The 15,701-nt window shown below is 68.1% G+C and carries 15 protein-coding genes, 1 tRNA gene and 1 pseudogene; 6 read left to right on the forward strand and 11 right to left on the reverse strand.

Features of this window, described 5'->3' with window-relative positions; all coding sequences use genetic code 11:
• Positions 1-101: 101 nt before the first annotated feature.
• The 5 genes from ABZ420_RS34015 to ABZ420_RS34035 all read left to right on the forward strand — a co-directional run bounded on the left by ABZ420_RS34015 (position 102) and on the right by ABZ420_RS34035 (position 3,606).
• The gene (locus ABZ420_RS34015; RefSeq protein WP_357131698.1) at positions 102-875 is read left to right on the forward strand and encodes an SDR family oxidoreductase; all 774 of its coding nucleotides are present in this window, start codon (positions 102-104) and stop codon (positions 873-875) included.
• 235 nt (positions 876-1,110) lie between these two features.
• Positions 1,111-1,830, forward strand: coding sequence for a phosphatase PAP2 family protein (locus ABZ420_RS34020; protein WP_357131701.1), 720 nt, complete (start codon positions 1,111-1,113; stop codon positions 1,828-1,830).
• Positions 1,831-1,938: 108 nt separating this feature from the next.
• Positions 1,939-2,012: transfer RNA gene (locus tag ABZ420_RS34025), tRNA-Gly, on the forward strand.
• Between the two features lie 278 nt (positions 2,013-2,290).
• Positions 2,291-2,674 (forward strand): DoxX family protein, encoded by a 384-nt coding sequence (locus ABZ420_RS34030; protein ID WP_357131704.1) that lies wholly within the window; start codon positions 2,291-2,293, stop codon positions 2,672-2,674.
• 47 nt (positions 2,675-2,721) lie between these two features.
• On the forward strand, positions 2,722-3,606 hold the full coding sequence (locus ABZ420_RS34035; protein WP_357131707.1) for an RNA polymerase sigma-70 factor: 885 nt from the start codon (positions 2,722-2,724) through the stop codon (positions 3,604-3,606).
• 78 nt (positions 3,607-3,684) lie between these two features.
• Here ABZ420_RS34035 and ABZ420_RS34040 read toward each other — a convergent pair whose 3' ends face one another.
• The 6 genes and pseudogenes from ABZ420_RS34040 to ABZ420_RS34065 form a co-directional block, all read right to left on the reverse strand.
• Positions 3,685-4,794: a class I SAM-dependent methyltransferase gene (locus ABZ420_RS34040; protein WP_357131710.1), complete on the reverse strand. Its 1,110-nt coding sequence runs from the start codon at positions 4,792-4,794 to the stop codon at positions 3,685-3,687.
• A 471-nt stretch (positions 4,795-5,265) separates the two neighbouring features.
• Positions 5,266-5,781 carry a flavin reductase family protein gene (locus ABZ420_RS34045; RefSeq protein WP_040870800.1) on the reverse strand — a complete coding sequence of 172 codons (516 nt, stop codon included), beginning with the start codon at positions 5,779-5,781 and terminating at the stop codon, positions 5,266-5,268.
• On the reverse strand, positions 5,774-6,289 hold the full coding sequence (locus ABZ420_RS34050) for an NAD(P)H-dependent oxidoreductase (protein ID WP_357131713.1): 516 nt from the start codon (positions 6,287-6,289) through the stop codon (positions 5,774-5,776). Before ABZ420_RS34050 ends, ABZ420_RS34045 begins: the two co-directional genes overlap by 8 nt.
• An 11-nt stretch (positions 6,290-6,300) precedes the next feature.
• Positions 6,301-7,520, reverse strand: a pseudogene (locus ABZ420_RS34055) (SfnB family sulfur acquisition oxidoreductase).
• On the reverse strand, positions 7,520-8,635 hold the full coding sequence (gene sfnG, locus ABZ420_RS34060; RefSeq protein WP_357131716.1) for a dimethylsulfone monooxygenase SfnG: 1,116 nt from the start codon (positions 8,633-8,635) through the stop codon (positions 7,520-7,522). The pseudogene ABZ420_RS34055 and the gene sfnG overlap by 1 nt, the downstream one beginning before the upstream one ends.
• A 128-nt stretch (positions 8,636-8,763) precedes the next feature.
• On the reverse strand, positions 8,764-10,155 hold the full coding sequence (locus tag ABZ420_RS34065; RefSeq protein WP_357131719.1) for a styrene monooxygenase/indole monooxygenase family protein: 1,392 nt from the start codon (positions 10,153-10,155) through the stop codon (positions 8,764-8,766).
• Between the two features lie 98 nt (positions 10,156-10,253).
• On the opposite strand from ABZ420_RS34065, the gene ABZ420_RS34070 reads away from it, so the two are divergent.
• Entirely contained in the window at positions 10,254-10,736 is a 483-nt protein-coding gene (locus tag ABZ420_RS34070; RefSeq protein WP_357131722.1) for a GAF domain-containing protein, read from the forward strand.
• 52 nt (positions 10,737-10,788) lie between these two features.
• Here the strand turns inward: ABZ420_RS34070 and ABZ420_RS34075 are convergent, their stop codons facing one another.
• The 5 genes from ABZ420_RS34075 to ABZ420_RS34095 form a co-directional block, all read right to left on the reverse strand.
• Positions 10,789-12,222: an LLM class flavin-dependent oxidoreductase gene (locus tag ABZ420_RS34075; RefSeq protein WP_357131725.1), complete on the reverse strand. Its 1,434-nt coding sequence runs from the start codon at positions 12,220-12,222 to the stop codon at positions 10,789-10,791.
• The gene (locus tag ABZ420_RS34080; RefSeq protein WP_357131728.1) at positions 12,219-13,436 is read right to left on the reverse strand and encodes an acyl-CoA dehydrogenase family protein; all 1,218 of its coding nucleotides are present in this window, start codon (positions 13,434-13,436) and stop codon (positions 12,219-12,221) included. The genes ABZ420_RS34075 and ABZ420_RS34080 overlap by 4 nt, the downstream gene beginning before the upstream one ends.
• A gap of 179 nt (positions 13,437-13,615) precedes the next feature.
• A complete protein-coding gene (locus ABZ420_RS34085; protein ID WP_357131731.1) occupies positions 13,616-14,377 on the reverse strand; it encodes an ABC transporter permease in 762 nt (253 codons plus the stop codon).
• Positions 14,378-14,386: 9 nt separating this feature from the next.
• Positions 14,387-15,196, reverse strand: a complete 810-nt coding sequence (locus tag ABZ420_RS34090) for an ATP-binding cassette domain-containing protein (RefSeq protein WP_357131734.1) — start codon at positions 15,194-15,196, stop codon at positions 14,387-14,389.
• Between the two features lie 9 nt (positions 15,197-15,205).
• Positions 15,206-15,562: a DUF1048 domain-containing protein gene (locus ABZ420_RS34095; RefSeq protein WP_357131737.1), complete on the reverse strand. Its 357-nt coding sequence runs from the start codon at positions 15,560-15,562 to the stop codon at positions 15,206-15,208.
• Positions 15,563-15,701 lie beyond the last annotated feature (139 nt).

Raw genomic sequence — 15,701 nt, forward strand, 5'->3', positions numbered from 1 at the left:
CCTCTCGAGCCTCACCAGAGGCAACAAACCATCAGCTACACCCCACCGTCCCGGGCATCCGGGGCACCAACCCCAGACACCCACAACCTTAGGGATGAACCATGACCGAGGGCTCGCTGTTCGACCTGACCGGCCACGTCGCCGTCGTCACCGGAGGCAACTCCGGCATCGGTCTCGGCTTCGCCCGCGGGCTCGCGCGGGCCGGAGCCGACGTCTGCGTAATCGGCCGCAACGCCGAGCGCAACGAGGCCGCCGCCGCCGAATTGCGCGCCTTCGGCGGCCGCGTGCTGGCGCTGAGCTGCGACGTGAGCGACGAGCAGCAGGTGATCGACGCCTTCGGGCGCGCGGCCGCCGAACTCGGCCGCGTCGACTCCTGCTTCGTGAACGCCGGTGTCAGTCAGGGTTTCATCCCGTTCGTGGAGACCGACCTCGCGGAATTCCGCCGGGTCACCTCCCTCAACCTCGACGCCGCGTTCGTGACGCTGCGCGAAGCGGCGAAAGTCATGCTCGCCAACGGCGAGGGCGGCAGCCTCGTCGCCACCGCGAGCCTCGCCGCCCAGCAAGGTGTTCCACGCGGGCAGTCCTACGCGGCAAGCAAGGCGGGGCTGATCGCCATGGTCAACTCGATCGCGGTGGAGCTGGCCAAGCACGGCATCCGCGCGAACTCGGTGCTGCCCGGCTGGGTCGAGACGCCGATGACCGAGGGGGCCTTCGCCTGGGACCGTTTCCGCGAACGCGTCCACCCGAGGATCCCGGTTCGCCGCTGGGGCCTGCCGAGCGATTTCGAATCCGTCGCCGTCTACCTCGCCGGCCCCGCCAGCGCCTACCACACCGGCGACACCCTGCTGATCGACGGCGGTTACAGCAAGTTCTGAGGTCGTCCGCGTAGCCGGCTTGCCCCGCCATGCGCGGAGGCTGATGGCGGCGCTTGTCCGGGCGGCCGGTCGGCCCTGGTCAGCCCTGACGAATCCGCCGCAGCCGACCGTGTCGCCCCGGTTGGCGGAGGCCATGCGCTCGCGCACCGAGAGGTAACCGGAGGCACTCGCCGGCACCGTCCATGCCGGAAGCGTCCGGGTTACCTGCCGGCGTCCGGCATGGCAACGTGGAGTGGTGACTTCCCCTCGCATTCGTACCGCCATCGGGGTGCTCACCGCGCTGCTGGTGGTGTGCGCCGCGGCCCTCACGGCGGGTGTGGTCGGGAGCGGCGGCCCCGGCAAGGTCGATCGCGGCATCGCCGACTGGGCGATCGCGCACCGCAGCGAGGCGCTCACCCCGGTCGCGGTGGTCGTCAGCGTGCTGGGTGGCACGCTCGCCATGACGGCCCTGGCCACCGCGACCTGCCTGGTGCTGTCCTGGCGGCGGCGGTGGACGTCGGCGGCGCTCGTCGCGACCACCGGGCTCGGCGGTGGGTTGCTGGTGCGCGGCGGCAAACGGCTGACCGACCGCGACCGCCCGCCCGTCGAGGAACACCTGATCAACGTGTCCAATCAGGCCTATCCGTCCGGGCACAGCCTGGGCTCGTTCGTCGTGGTCGGCATCGTTCTGGTGGTCGCGCTACCCGGCGTGCACGGACCCGCCCTCCGCGCGTGCGCAGCGATCGCCGCCGCCTTGTTCGTCGCAGCGGTCGGCCTGTCCCGCATCTACCTCGGCGTCCACTGGACCACCGACGTCCTCGGCGGCTGGTGCTTCGGCGCCCTCTGGCTCATCCTTTGCTTGACTGTCTACCGGCACTTGGTTTCCGGCGAGCCAGGCCCGACCCCGTCTCCGGACGGCTATCCCGGCAGAAATCCCGATAAGGCCGAGTCCGCTTCCGGCCGTCGAGCGAAATAGGTTGGCTTTCGGCGTCGGCGAAGTCCCCCGAGTCACCACCCTGCTGGCTGGACTTTTCCCACCCCACACGAGGCTTCTGCTACAGTCTCGATTGGCACATCTGCCTCTGCCGATGTAGTTCAATGGTAGAACTTCTGCTTCCCAAGCAGACAGCGCGGGTTCGATTCCCGTCATCGGCTCCACACGAAACCCGCCCTGGTCCAGGGCGGGTCTTTTTCGGTCCAGCGGTCTTTCAAACCGCTACACGAGCGCTCCCCCATCCACCTCTCGACGACCTGCGGCACCTCACCCGTCGAGTGGCACATGGCTGAGGCGAATCGCGAGTTGTCTCTCCGCCATGTGCCACTCAACGAAGCGCCGGGCGGTAGGCAGGTGTTGTGTGAACTAGCTCACTGACTTGTCACAGGGTTCGCTCGCGCGGTGTCTGGATGCCGACACACCAGAGACGGAGGAGTTTCCGATGAACATCGCACTGTGGATCGCTACGGCACTGTTGGCCGCGCTCGCCCTCTTCGGCGGCATCACCAAGGCGTTCATCCCTCGGGAGAAGCTCGCCGCGTCGCCCGGCGGGGAATGGACCGCCGCTGCCGGCGACGGCTTCGTCAAGGGCCTGGGGGTCCTGCAGATCCTGGCGGCGGCCGGTCTGATCCTGCCCGCCGTGCTCGACATCGCACCCGTGATGGTGCCGGTCACGGCCGTCTGCTGGGTCGGGCTCATGGTCGGCGCGATGATCACCCACGGCCGGCTCGGGGAGTACAAGTTCGTCGTGCTGAACTCGGTGTATCTCGCGGTGGCGGTATTCATCGCGTGGGGCCGGTTCGCCCTCGAGCCTTTCGCGAGCTGACGGCCCGGACCGGGTGCAGCCGACTCCCGAGGAGAAGGGTCGAGAAGATGAGCGACCATGCGACCGACACTTTCGTCGCCCACCGCGACCTGTTGTTCACCGTCGCCTACGAGATGCTCGGCTCGGCCGCCGACGCCGAGGACGTTCTGCAGGAAACCTGGCTGCGATGGGTGAAAGCCGACCTGGAGCAGGTGAGCGATGAACGTGCCTACCTGGTCCGGATCACTACCCGGCAGTCGCTCAACAGGCTACGCACGATGAAGCGCCGCAGAGAGTCATACGTCGGCCCCTGGCTGCCCGAGCCGATGCTCACCACACCCGACGTCGCCGAGCACGTCGAACTCGCCGAGAACATGTCGATGGCGATGATGCTCGTCCTCGAGACGCTCTCGCCCACCGAACGTGCCGTCTTCGTGTTGCGCGAGGTCTTCGACGTCGACTATGAGGAGATCGCGGCGGCGGTCGGCAAGACCCCGCCGACCGTCCGCCAGATCGCGCACCGCGCCCGACGCCACGTCGCGGCCCGCCGCCCACGTTCGGTGGTATCGCCGAGCCAGGCCCGTGCGTCGGTGGAAGCGTTCCAGCGTGCGCTCGAATCCGGCGATCCCCAAGGCCTGCTCGACGTGCTCGCCCCGCATGTCGTCCTCATGAGCGACGGCGGCGGCATCAAGCGAGCCGCACTACAGCCCGTCATCGGCGCCGAGAAGGTCGCCCGCTACATCACCGGCGGCACCGGCAAGGTCCAGGGCGATCTGAGTTGCGAAACCATCCTGATCAACGGACACCTCGCATTGGCGCTGAGCCTGGACGGCGCGCTCGACGGCATCATGGCCTTCCACGTCGAGGACGACCACATCACCGGCCTCTACTTCGTCCGCAACCCGGAAAAGCTGACCCGCGTCGCCTCCGAGACACCGCTCGCCCTGCGCTGAACACCGGCTGCGGCCGGAACTCCGTCGAGTGGCACACGATGGAGGGAAATCCCGAGTGACCTCTCCGTCATGTGCCGCTCAACGAGGTGTCAGGCGGTAGAGGGAGGTGGTTTCTCGGGCGCGGGCGTGGTGGAGGGGGGAGGTGGGATTGTGGGCTCGGGGGTGGGTGGGGCGAGCGGTGAGTTGGGCGGTGATGCGGAGGCCGGCGGTCGTGATGCGGTGGAGAAGTTCGTTTCGAGTGCGCAGGCCGAGGTGTTCGGGGAGGTCGGAGAGGATCAACCAGCCTTCGCCGCCGGGTCGCAAGTGGGCGCGGAGACCGGAGAGGAAGGCGTGCAGCATGGACGAGTTCTCGTCGTAGACGCCGCCTTCCAGTGCGGAGGTCGGCGTGCCGGGGAGCCACGGTGGGTTGCACACCACGAGATCGGCCTTGCCGTCCGGGAAGAGAGCGGGGCCTTGTATAGCGACGGAGGACAGGCCCAGACGGTCGAGGTTGGCGCGAGCGCAGGTCAAAGCGCGAAAATTGTTGTCGGTGGCGGTGATTCGATCGCATCCACGCCGAGCCAGGATCGCGGCGAGCACGCCGGTGCCCGTGCCGAGATCGAAGGCGGTCTCGGCGCGTGCGGGTAGGGGCGCGGTGGCGACGAGGTCGACGTACTCGCCCCGCACCGGGGAGAACACGCCGTAATGCGGATGGATATGGTCGCCGAGGGCGGGCACGTACACGCCCTTCTCCCGCCATTGCGCCGCGCCGAGCACGCCGAGCAGCTCGGTGAGCGCGACCACCGTACGCCCCTGCGGCAGGCCATACGCCTCGGTGCACGCGCGCCGCACATCGGGTGCGCGGCGCAGCGCCAGGGAATAGTCGTCTTCCAGCAGCACGAGCAACTTGCCGAGCACTTCCGCGCGCCGACGACGCGACGCGCGATACCGCTGAAACGCTTCGGCCGAATCATCGCCCGACGGATCCTTCCGGTCCACCCGCCGGCCCATCGCACGCAACAGTTGCCGCGCGTTGTGGAAATCACCGCGCCAGAGCAGGCCGGTCCCCGCTCGCGCCAGCCGACAAGCCGCAGCGGCGGTCGTCCGGTCGTCCGCCACCACGACCGGATCGGGTGGCGGCGCGCCATTCGCCGAATGCCAGCGGGTGGTCGAATTGATGTCGTCTTCGGTCCAAGAAACGGTGGACACCGGGAACTCCTCGTGATCGAACGTGCATGGGCACGACGAGCACTTCGCCGCAGGGTCGCGAACACAGCTGTGCGGCTACCGCACAGGAATCACCTGGGTCGGCCTACACCCGCGCCGAAGTGCGCGAGGAATCGCCGAGAACCATGCCGAGCGTCATGACCAGGACCTTTCCGAGGGAGACGCACGAGTCTCCCACAGCGGCGACTACCGGAGCAAAGCCCCCACCCCCAGTCGAGCAACCGGACGGCCGTGTGGATCGCCGCTTCGGAGCCGCGGCGATTGTCCGGACGATCGAGCGCGCGAACGTGCGGCATTTCGATCGCGGCCGCTGCACGTTCACACCGAATCCGGTGCTCGCTCAGCGCTCTCGGATGATCGAGGATCTGCACGGGCCACCTCGAGGACCGCCGACAGCGCTACGGCATCACCCTACGTTTCGGATCCGGTCGCCGAGCGGTCCACACCCTCGATTCAGGCCGCCCCGTTCGCCGTTTCGGCACGCAACCGGCGGAACTTGCTGCCGTGGAAGACGAGAGGGTCGACGTCGGTGCGGCTGGCGATGCGGTGGATACGCAGGATGACAACGGCATGGTCGCCGGCCGGTACATGCGCCTCCTGGACGCCCTCGATCCAGGCGGACGCGCCGTCGATGAACACGGCGTCGCCCGAACCGCGGTGCAGCCGGATGTCGCGGAAGCGGTCGCCGTCGCGGGTGCCGAGCGAGCGGGCGGCGGCCTGCTGGTCGGTGCCGAGCAGGCTGAGGCCGAGGTGACTCGCGGCGGCGAGCTTGGGCCAGGTGGCCGAGGAGTTCTGCACGCAGAACGAGACAAGGGGTGGGTCCAGCGAGACGGGAACGAACGTGCTCACCGCCAGACCGTGCGGGGTTCCGTCGATTTCGGCGCACACCGCGACGACGCCGCTGGGGAAATTGGCGAACGCGCGACGCAGGCCGGCTCCGTCGGCGGGAAATTCGAACAGGTCATGCATGATTCGCAGCCTTCGAGCTGTGGGCCAGTGCCTGGGCGACCGAACGCCACCGACCACTGTACCGGTCGATGACGCCGTCCTCGGCGAATGTGCGATCGGACAGGTAGAGCCCGGGCAGTGCTGCGGTGGCCCCGATTTCGACGAGCACGGGCTTGAGCAACAGGTCGGGTGCGAGCGCGTGGGCCGGTCCTGCGCCGAGCATCACCGGCACCGCGAGCACGCCTTCCAGGCCGGTTCCGCCCTCGAACTGTTCGAGGAACAGCTTCAGCAGCCCGGTATAGGTCGCCTTGAAGGTGGGACTGGCGAAGACCACGAGTTCCGAGCCCGCCACGGTGCGCACCGCCTCCGCCACGGCCGGGTCACCCCAGCCGAGCAGGCCGGGACCGAACTCGACCAAGTCGAACACGGTGGGTTCCACCTCCGGTCGCAGCCCCTTCGCGACCAGGGTGGCCGCGGTGAGCGTGCGTGAGGCGGGCTTCGGATTTCCGACGACGACAGTGACTGTCATTCCGTCTCCTTTCAGATCACACCGTGCAGCGGCGGCGCGGCCTCGTGCAGCAGGGCCCTGCCGATGTGCTGGTACTTCCAGCGCACCGGATCGTGCAGGGTGTGCGTGCGCGCGCGTTGCGCCAGAAGTGGTGCAAGTTCAGATCCGCTGCGGCGCTGCGTGTTCCGCCGACTTCGAACAGCGCGGCGGACACGTCGTTGGCCGCGCGGTCGGCGAGCACTTTGGCGGTCGCCACGGCCAGGGACGCCCGGGCGACGCCGTCGACGCCCGGATCGGTCCTGGTGGCCGCGTCCACGGCCCATCCGGCCGACGAGAGCGTCGCCTCGGCGGCGGTGACCGCGACCGACAGCTCACCGAAGCGCTGGATCAACAACGGGTCGTCCACCGCGTCCGCCACCCCTGCCTCGAACCACGGGCGGCTTCTCGTGCGCACGAACTCCGTGGCGGCGCTGAGCGCACCTCGCGCGATGCCGGTGTCGATGGCGGCGTGCAGCAGCTGCGCGAACGCTCCGTAGCCGGTGGGTGCGCGTACCGCGCCGGAGCGGGGGATCACCTGGTCGCGGTCGACGAGCACCTCCTCGAAGGACACCGTTCCGCTGCCGGTGGTGCGCTGCCCGAGCCCGTTCCAGTCGTCCACCACGCGCACACCGGGGGTATTCGCGGGCAGGTAGGCGATGTACTCCCCTGGCTCCAGGCCGGCGCGTCCCTCGGGATCGTCCAGCCGGGTCAGCACCGCGAACAGGTCGGCGAACAGCGATCCGGTGCAGTAGTACTTCACGCCGTCCACGCGGAATCGGTCACCTGTCGGCCGCAACGTGGTCGCGATGTCGGCGACGGTCGCGCCGCCGCGCTCGGACTGCGCGTTGGCGATGCGCCCACCGTCGAGCACCCGGCCGAAGTACCGCTCCTGCTGCTGCGGCGTCCCCGCGAGCCGGAGCAGGTTCACATACACGAAGTGGCTGTGCGGGATCTGCGCGATATTCGGGTCGGCGGTGGCCAGGATTCGCGTCACTTCCGCGACCGCGCTCGGCGGCAGATCCGCGCCACCGTAGGCCGCGGGCACGGTGATCGCGAGCAAGCCGCTGGCCGCCAGCCGATCGACCTCCGCGTACGGCAGCAGGCGATCCCGGTCGCGGTCCGCGGCCCCCGGCGCGAAGTCCACCGCCAGCCGCTGCGCGACCACGAACGCCTGTGCCGCCGACAGGATGCGATCGGCGGCGACCGCGGTCATCAGTTCACCGCCGCGACAGGCCGCTGCGCGGCTTCCAGCTCGCGCACCAGCGGAAGCACCTTCGCGCCGAAGTACTCGATCTCCTCCTGGAAGTGCAGGAAGCCGCCGAGGACCAGGTCGACGCCGAGCTGCTTGTAGGCGACGATCCGCTCGGCCACCTGCTCCGGCGTACCGATCAGCTGGGTGCGGAAACCATCGTTGTACTGCACCAGGTCTTCGAACGTCGAGTCGGCCCACATGCCCTTGCGATCCTTGGTGGACGCGCCGGCCTGCTGCACCGCGTCCCGGAAACCCTCCACCGCGGGCTTGTTCGCCTTCGCGACGATCTCGCGCAGGGTATCGCGGGCCTCCTTTTCGGTATCGCGGGCGATGATGAAGCCGTTGAGCCCGAACTTCACCTCGCGATCGTGGGCGCGTGCGACGGCGCGCAGGTCGTCGAGCTGTTCGGTGACGCCGTCGAAGTCCTTGCCGTTGGAGAAGTACCAGTCGGCGTAGCGGCCGCCGTTGCGCCGGGCGGCGGTCGAGTTACCGCCTTGGAACAGTTCGGGATTGGGGCGCTCGGGGGTGTTCAACGGCTTGGGCTTCAGGGTGAAGTCCCGGATGCGATAGAAGTCGCCGCCGTAGTTCACGTTGTCCTCGGTCCAGATCTTGCGGATCACCTCGAGGAATTCCGCGCTGCGCCGGTAGCGCTCGTCGTGCTCGAGCCATGGCTCGCCGAGCGCGGTGAATTCTCCGGCGAACCAGCCGGAGACGACGTTGATGGCGAACCGGCCGTTGGACAAGTGATCGGCGGTGGCGCCGAACTTGGCGAGCACCGCCGGATGCCACAGCCCGGGATGCACGGCCGCGATGACCTTCAGCCGTTCGGTGGCGCCGAGCAGCGCGAGACTGAACGAGGTCGATTCGTGCTGGTACTCGGCGCCGTAGGAGGCGGTGTAGCGCACCTGGGACAGCGCGTAGTCGAAGCCGTTGTTCTCCGCGGTCCGCGCGAGCTTCTTGTTGTACTCGAAATCCCAGCCGGTGCGCTGTTCGATGTCGCTGGTGACCAATCCCCCGCTGACGTTGGGCACCCAGTAGGCGAACCGGATCTGCTCGGCGATCTGCTCCGTGGTCATAGCCGCTCCATGGTTTTTCGGGGGAAGCTGTCGGATCGGAGGCCGGACGCCACGCATGCGTCCGGCGCTCCTCTCACTCCAGCACCGGCCCCCGGTCGGGACGAGGTTTTGAATCTGTGCGATTCGGATCAGGCGTCGGCGAGCGCGGCCGAGTAGCTCGACCTGCTGAACGTGCCCGCGGGCGCGAACCGGCCCAGCAGCGCGGCGGCGTCCTCGCCGGTGACCCGCGTGATGAACTCGGCGGCCGCTTCCGGCGAGTCGACCGGCAGGAACGGCTGCGGCCGATGCAACAAGCCGACCAGCGCCGACGCGAACGCCGGGTCCACGGCGGCCGCGGCGAAGAACGCGTTGCCGATCTCACCCAGCTCGGGATCGCTGAGGAACAGCCTGGTCACCTTGTTGGCCGCGTCACCACGGGCGGCCAGGAACGCCGCGTACTGCCGCGCGATCCACGCCTCGTCGAACGGACCGTCGTGCACGGCGGCCGCCGCGACCAGCCGCTGGGCCTGGATCAAGCCGCTCTGCGCGCCCTGCCCGGCGATCGGGTCGTAGGCGACGGCGGTGTCACCGAGCGCGGCGACCACGTGCCCGCCCGCGGTGCGCCCCACACCCGCCCGCACCACCGGCCGCACAGCGCCTTTCAGCCACGAGTGCGGGTCTTCGGGGATGGTCGTGGTGGCCAGCACCTCCGGCAGGTCCCAGCCGATGTAGTCGCGGTAGAGGTCTTGCACGATGCGGTGCGCCGACTCGGCGGAGTCCGCCGCGGCGAAACGCTTCTCCCAGTCGCTGCCGGGACGCGCCCAGCCGAGGAACGCCCAGCTCGGCCCTGCGTCCTTGTGCAGATAGGGGCCCCACCACCCTTCACCCTGATCGGCGAGGATGGAGAAGCCGCTGTGCGCGCCGCCCGCGACGCTGCGATGGGCGAAAACGTTCTCGTCGTGGCCGATTCCGGTCACGGTGACGGTGAGCAGCGAGCGCTGCGGCGCGTCGTAGGGGGTGCGCTGCGCATCGACGGGGAACAGGTCCGACAGTCCCCCACGTCCGGTCGCGACCAACGTGAGGTCGTTGGCGGCGGCGATGCCGTCGAGCGTCTCCGGCGTCACCTGCTCGACCACGAACCGGCCGCCGCGCTCCAGGAACGCGGTGAGCCGCTCGTCGGCCTTGAGCCTGGTGTCCACCGCCACGCCGACGTATCCGTCGAAATGACCGTCGAATTGGATCAATTCGGGACGATCGGGGCCGGGTCCGGCGATGCGCACACTCAGGCCGGTGTGCCGGGGCGCCCGCGCGGTGTAGCTGTCCAATCCCAGCGCGGCCTCGGCCTGCTGGGTCTCACCGAATTCGAGCGCGGTGCCGGTGGCGGGCACATCGTCACGCAAGGAGCGCTGATCGCGCTCGCTGTAGATGGTGACGTCGAAACCGGCGTCGAGAAGTCCTAGCGCCGCAGTGACGCCGGTCTGTCCGGCGCCGATTACCGCGGCCGAACGAGTGGAACGGGAAACGGATTGCTGCGATGTCATGCAGGGATGATGCGATGCCCACCAGGTGCGGGCAGAGTGTTGCGATCACCGAGAATGAATGGGCAGACAGCGAATTCCGAGCGCGTACCATTCGGGCCATGTCGTTCGTCGCCGCCGATTTGACCGGAGACCGCCCCGAGCAGTACCGCCAGCTCGCCGCGCAGGCCGAGGCGCTGGTCGCGGGCGAGACCGACCGCATCGCGAACGCCGCCAATCTCTCCGCGCTGATATTCCACGCGCTACCCGATGTGAATTGGGTGGGTTTCTATTTCTACGACGGGCGCGAATTGGTGGTCGGCCCGTTTCAGGGCAAGCCCGCGTGTGTGCGCATCGCGCTCGGAAAAGGCGTGTGCGGCACCGCGGCCGAATCGAGGACCACCCAACTCGTGCCGGATGTGCACGCGTTCGACGGCCATATCGCCTGTGATGCCGACACGCGTTCGGAAATTGTCGTGCCGCTGGTCCGGGACGGGGATCTGATCGGGGTATTCGATCTCGACAGTCCGCAGCCGGGCCGATTCGATGACATCGATCGGGCGGGGCTGGAGGCGGTCGCCGGGATATTTCTCGCCGCTCTCTGATCGCGTCGCCGGGCAGCGCCGGACCGGGGGCTTCCGGCGCCGTCCGACTACCTTACGAGTGCGTCTCGGCCGTTGCCCCCGCTCGCGAAACCTCGTCCGGCAAAGCGCTCGAGCCCGCGCCACCCAACCGGTAGCTCGCGCCGCGGTGTTCCGCGGGCAACCGGTCACCCGCACCGAACAGCGCATTGCGCAGAGTGCCCGGCACGTACTCCTCGGTGTAGGCACCTCGGGCGGTCAACGCCGGAACGACATGCCGCACAATGTCCTCGAACGATCCCGGGGTGATCGCGTAGGCCAGGTTGAACCCGTCCAGATCGGTCTCGGCGGCCCACTCCTGGAGCAGATCCGCGACCGTCTCCCCGGAGCCGACGAACACCGGGCCCATGCCGCCGATCCCGGCCCACTTGCCGATATCGCGAACGGTCCACTCCCGGCCGTCGTCGTCGAATTCCTGGAACGCCGCGACCGCCGACTGGATCGCGTTGCTCTCCACCTGGCCGATCGGGTCGTCGAGGTCGTAGCGGGACAGATCGATGCCCATCCAGCCGGACATGAACACCAAACCGCCTTCGACACTGGCGTAGGACAGGTAATCCTCGTGCTTGCGCCGTGCCGCCTCGTCGGTCGCGTCGGTGATGATCGTCGCGAGGGCGTAGACGCGCGCCGCGTCCCGGGCACGGCCTGCCGCTTCCAGCGCGTCCCTGATCCGGGCGACCGTCTGCGCCAGCACCCGTTTCGATGGACCGGCGATGAAGATGGCTTCCGCGTTCTCCGCCGCGAAACGCACGCCGCGCGGCGACGCTCCCGCCTGGTAGATCACCGGCGTCCGTTGCGGCGACGGCTCCGAGAGATGAATGCCCGGCACGGTGTAGTACGTGCCGCGATGACCGATGTGGTGCACCTTGGCCGGGTCGACGTAGACGCCCGCGGTCGCGTCGCGGACCACCGCGTCGTCCTCCCACGAGCCTTCCCACAGCTTGTACAGCACCTCGAGGTACTCGTCGGCCTGGTTGTAGCGCTCGTCGTGGTCGAGCTGGTCGGCGGCGCCGAAGTTGCGCGCCGCCGAGGGCAGATAGCCCGTCACCACATTCCAGCCGAGCCTTCCGTCGGTGAGATGGTCGAGCGTCGACAACCGCCGCGCGAACGGGTACGGGTGCTCGAAGCCGGTGCCGGTGGTGATGCCGAACCCGAGATGCTCGGTCACCGCGGCCATGGCGGAGACCAGCAGCAGCGGGTCGGCCACCGGGATCTGCGCGCCTTGGCGCAGCGCGGCGATGTCGTTGCCGCCGTACACGTCATAGGTGCCCAGCACGTCGGCGATGAAGATGCCGTCGAAACGGCCGCGTTCCAGCAGCTTCGCCAGCTCGGTCCAGTAGCCCAGCTCTTTGTAGCGGTGCGACTGGTCGTCGGGATGCCGCCACAGGCCGGGTGACTGATGGGCGACACAGTTCATGTCGAAAGCGTTGAACCGGATGCGGCGGGTCACTGCGCCGCTCCACCGGTGCGCTCCCCCGCGCTCCACGCGAACGGCAGGTCGGCGCCGTTGAGCAGATGATCGCCGATGGCCCGCGCCTTCTGGATCGCGGGGTTGTGCACCGATATGGTGCGGGCGTTGCGCCAGTGCCGATCCAACCGCAGCCGTTCGGCGACCACCGAAGCACCGCCCACTTCGAACAGCAGCGACGTAGCGGGGAGCACCAGGTCGATGACTGCCAGCTGGGCCCGGGCCGCGGCGAGTTCGGCCGCCACCACGGCGCTCTCGTCCTTCGCGCCGCCCGCGAGCACCTCGTCGAGCACGTCGGCGACGGCGAGCACACTGGCTTCGGCGGCGAACGCGGCCGCCGAGAGGCGCCCGATCACCTGCTGCACCAGCGGGTCGTGCCTGGGCAGGTCGGCGGTGGAGTGCGTGTAGCCGCGGGTGCGCCCCGCGACCCACTCCCGGATGTCGCGCTCGGCGCGCTTGGCGATGCCCGCGAGCACCGAGAGCTGGACCAGTTGCAGATAGGAGGTCGCGTAGGTCGGGCCGGGCGCGCCGTAGCCGGAACCGAGAATTCGATCCTCGGTCACCACCACGTCGGTGAATTCGGTGGTGCCGCTGGCCGTCAGCCGCTGGCCGAAGCCGTCCCAGTCGTCGTGCTGACGCACTCCCTCGGCGTGCGCGTCCACCAGGACGCCGACGCGCTCACCGTCGCGGTCGGCGGCGGCCAGGATGTAGTCCGCGTACAACGAGCCCGTGCTGTAGTATTTCACACCGTTGAGCAGCCACCGTCCGCCGTCTTCGGTGAGTGTGGTGCGGTAGCGGTCCACCGCGCCGACGCCCGGTTCGGTGATCGCGTTGCCCACCAGCGTGCCCTCGGCCACCGCACGCAACCAACGTTCCCGCTCGGGCCCCTGGTCGGCCAGCAGTTGGTCCTCGACGAACGAGAAGTGCACCCGCAGCGCCTGCGGCAGGTTCGATTCGGCGGCGGCGAGTTCGATGAGCAACCGGAACAGCTGCCGGACGGTAACGCCGTATCCGCCGGACTCGACCGGAACGCGCAGCGCGCCGAATTTCGCCGCACGCAGCTCGCCGACCTCGTCGTAGGGCAGGCTGCGATCGATTTCTCGCGCTACGGCGCCCTGGGCGATCCGGTCGAATATCGGGCCGAAGATCGCATCCAGGTCGGAGTCGGTAGTGGATTTCGCCTCGGTGGTCGTCATCAGCTCACGATCGCGCACCACGGCCGGGTGCTCACGGGTTGCGCGCAGCGCGATCGAAATGCGGACCCTTGGTTCCCGGTCGAGCTACTGGGCGGGTGGCTCGAGCAGATAACGACGGTGGACCTGGACAGCCACCCGCCCTCGGCGATCGCCAGGGGCAGGTGGCTGCTCAGTACAGCTCAGGAGATTTTGCGGCGGTAGGTGTTCATGGCGAAGAGGTAGGCGACGATGAGTATGCCGACGCACCAGGCGAGGGCGATCCAGATGTCGGTGCCGACGGGCTCCTGCGTGAACAGGTGACGGATGGCGTCGATGATGGAGGTCACCGGCTGGTGTTCGGCGAAGGCCCGCAGCGGGCCGGGCATGGTGTCGGTGGGTACGAAAGCCGAGCTGATGAACGGCAGGAAGATCAGAGGATAGGAGAAGGCGCTCGCGCCGTCGGGGGTCTTCGCGGTCAGACCGGGGATGACCGCGATCCAGGTCAGCGCGAGGGTGAACAGGATCAGGATGCCGGCGACCGCGAGCCAGGCCAGTATTCCGGCCCCCGACCGAAAGCCCAGGAGCAGGGCGACGAGCACGACCACCACGAGCGAGATCAGGTTGGCGACCAGCGAGGTCAGCACGTGCGCCCACAGCACCGACGATCGTGCGATGGGCATGGATTGGAATCGCTCGAAGATGCCGCTCTTCATGTCGAGGAAGAGCCGGAATGCGGTGTAGGCGATACCCGAAGCGACGGTGATGAGCAGGATGCCGGGCAGCAGGTACTGCACGTATGAGTCCGACCCGGAGTCGATCGCGCCGCCGAAGACGTAGACGAACAGCAGCATGAAGGCGATCGGCATGATCGTGGTCGTGATGATGGTGTCTACGCTGCGCGTGATGTGGCGCAGGGATCGTCCCAGCAGCAGCGTGGTGTCGGCGAAGAAATGCGTGGTCATCGTTGTTCCTCAGTTCGTCCGTACCGCGCTGCGGTCGTTGCCGGGAGCGGCGTCGTCGCCTTCGTCACCGATGAGAGCGAAGAAGACGTCTTCGAGGCTCGGCTGCTTCTCGACGTATTCGACCTCGGCGGGCGGGAGGAGCTGCTTCAGCTCGGAGAGGGTGCCGTTGACGATGATCCGGCCCTTGTGCAGGATCGCGATCCGGTCGGCGAGTTGTTCGGCCTCCTCCAGATATTGAGTGGTGAGCAGCACTGTCGTGCCGTGCTCGGCGAGTTCCTCGACGGCCTGCCACACCTCGATGCGTGCCTGAGGGTCGAGCCCGGTGGTCGGCTCGTCGAGGAAGATGACCGGCGGATTCCCGATGAGACTCATGGCGATGTCGAGGCGGCGGCGCATGCCACCGGAGTACGTCGACACCTTCCGGGTGGCCGCGTCGGTCAGCGAGAAACGCTCGAGCAGGTCGTCGGCCACCGTTTCCGCGTTCTTCAGGTGCCGCAACTTGGCGATGAGCACGAGATTCTCCCGGCCGCTGAGGATTTCGTCGACGGCGGCGAACTGACCGGTGAGGCTGATGGACTCTCGCACATCACCCGGTTGCGTCGCGACATCGAAGCCGTTGACACTGGCTGTTCCCGCGTCGGCTTTGAGCAGCGTGGACAGGATTTTCACGACAGTGGTCTTGCCGGCCCCGTTCGAGCCGAGCAGGGCGAAGATGCTGCCCCGCTCGACTTCGAAATCGACGCCGCGCAGTACCTCCAACTTGTCGTAGGACTTCTTCAGATCCCGCACATGGATCGCCGGAGCTTGCTGTGTCGTCATCGAACGCCCCTACTTTCCTTCTCCGGCGGCGCGCTCGATGGCGCTGTTCAACCGTGCCCGTTCCCGGTTGATCCACGAATCTTCCTGGTAGTTCCGCGCGAACGTCTCGATGAACGCCACGGGGTCCTCCCCGACGACCTCGCGTATCGGGGATCCGTCGGCCGCGCTGCGCTCGAACAGCTCGGCGAGGTCCTCGAACATCGAGACGCCTCCTCCCGATCCGGTGTACATCAGGTACCGCTCGAAACCATCGACCGCGGTGCGATAACCCGCGGGAAGCTGCCCCGCCCGCGTCTTGTACTGCCGCCACCGCCGCTTGTCGCCGATGTCGCCGACCAACTTCGAGGTGAGATCCGAGATGCCCATGGCATCTGCCTCCTTTGTCGCGGGGCTCTTCGAGCCGCCCTAGATATAAGTAGATGTATACGTACACGCGCTGGCCTAACTATAAGTAGACATATACGTACATGCAAGTCCGGGAAGTAGGAACTCCTGCGCGGTCGAT

Origin of the sequence: Nocardia sp. NPDC005745 (assembly GCF_040630775.1) — a bacterium.
Lineage (GTDB): Bacteria > Actinomycetota > Actinomycetes > Mycobacteriales > Mycobacteriaceae > Nocardia.

Coding starts and splice junctions, on each gene's coding strand:
- ABZ420_RS34065 (WP_357131719.1), bottom strand. CDS start 10,155: ATGACATCGCAGCAATCCGTTTCCCGTTCCACTCGTTCGGCCGCGGTA.
- ABZ420_RS34090 (WP_357131734.1), bottom strand. CDS start 15,196: ATGACGACACAGCAAGCTCCGGCGATCCATGTGCGGGATCTGAAGAAG.
- ABZ420_RS34095 (WP_357131737.1), bottom strand. CDS start 15,562: ATGGGCATCTCGGATCTCACCTCGAAGTTGGTCGGCGACATCGGCGAC.
- ABZ420_RS34035 (WP_357131707.1), top strand. CDS start 2,722: ATGAGCGACCATGCGACCGACACTTTCGTCGCCCACCGCGACCTGTTG.
- ABZ420_RS34030 (WP_357131704.1), top strand. CDS start 2,291: ATGAACATCGCACTGTGGATCGCTACGGCACTGTTGGCCGCGCTCGCC.
- sfnG (WP_357131716.1), bottom strand. CDS start 8,635: ATGACCACGGAGCAGATCGCCGAGCAGATCCGGTTCGCCTACTGGGTG.
- ABZ420_RS34080 (WP_357131728.1), bottom strand. CDS start 13,436: ATGACGACCACCGAGGCGAAATCCACTACCGACTCCGACCTGGATGCG.
- ABZ420_RS34085 (WP_357131731.1), bottom strand. CDS start 14,377: ATGACCACGCATTTCTTCGCCGACACCACGCTGCTGCTGGGACGATCC.
- ABZ420_RS34045 (WP_040870800.1), bottom strand. CDS start 5,781: ATGCATGACCTGTTCGAATTTCCCGCCGACGGAGCCGGCCTGCGTCGC.
- ABZ420_RS34070 (WP_357131722.1), top strand. CDS start 10,254: ATGTCGTTCGTCGCCGCCGATTTGACCGGAGACCGCCCCGAGCAGTAC.
- ABZ420_RS34015 (WP_357131698.1), top strand. CDS start 102: ATGACCGAGGGCTCGCTGTTCGACCTGACCGGCCACGTCGCCGTCGTC.
- ABZ420_RS34050 (WP_357131713.1), bottom strand. CDS start 6,289: ATGACAGTCACTGTCGTCGTCGGAAATCCGAAGCCCGCCTCACGCACG.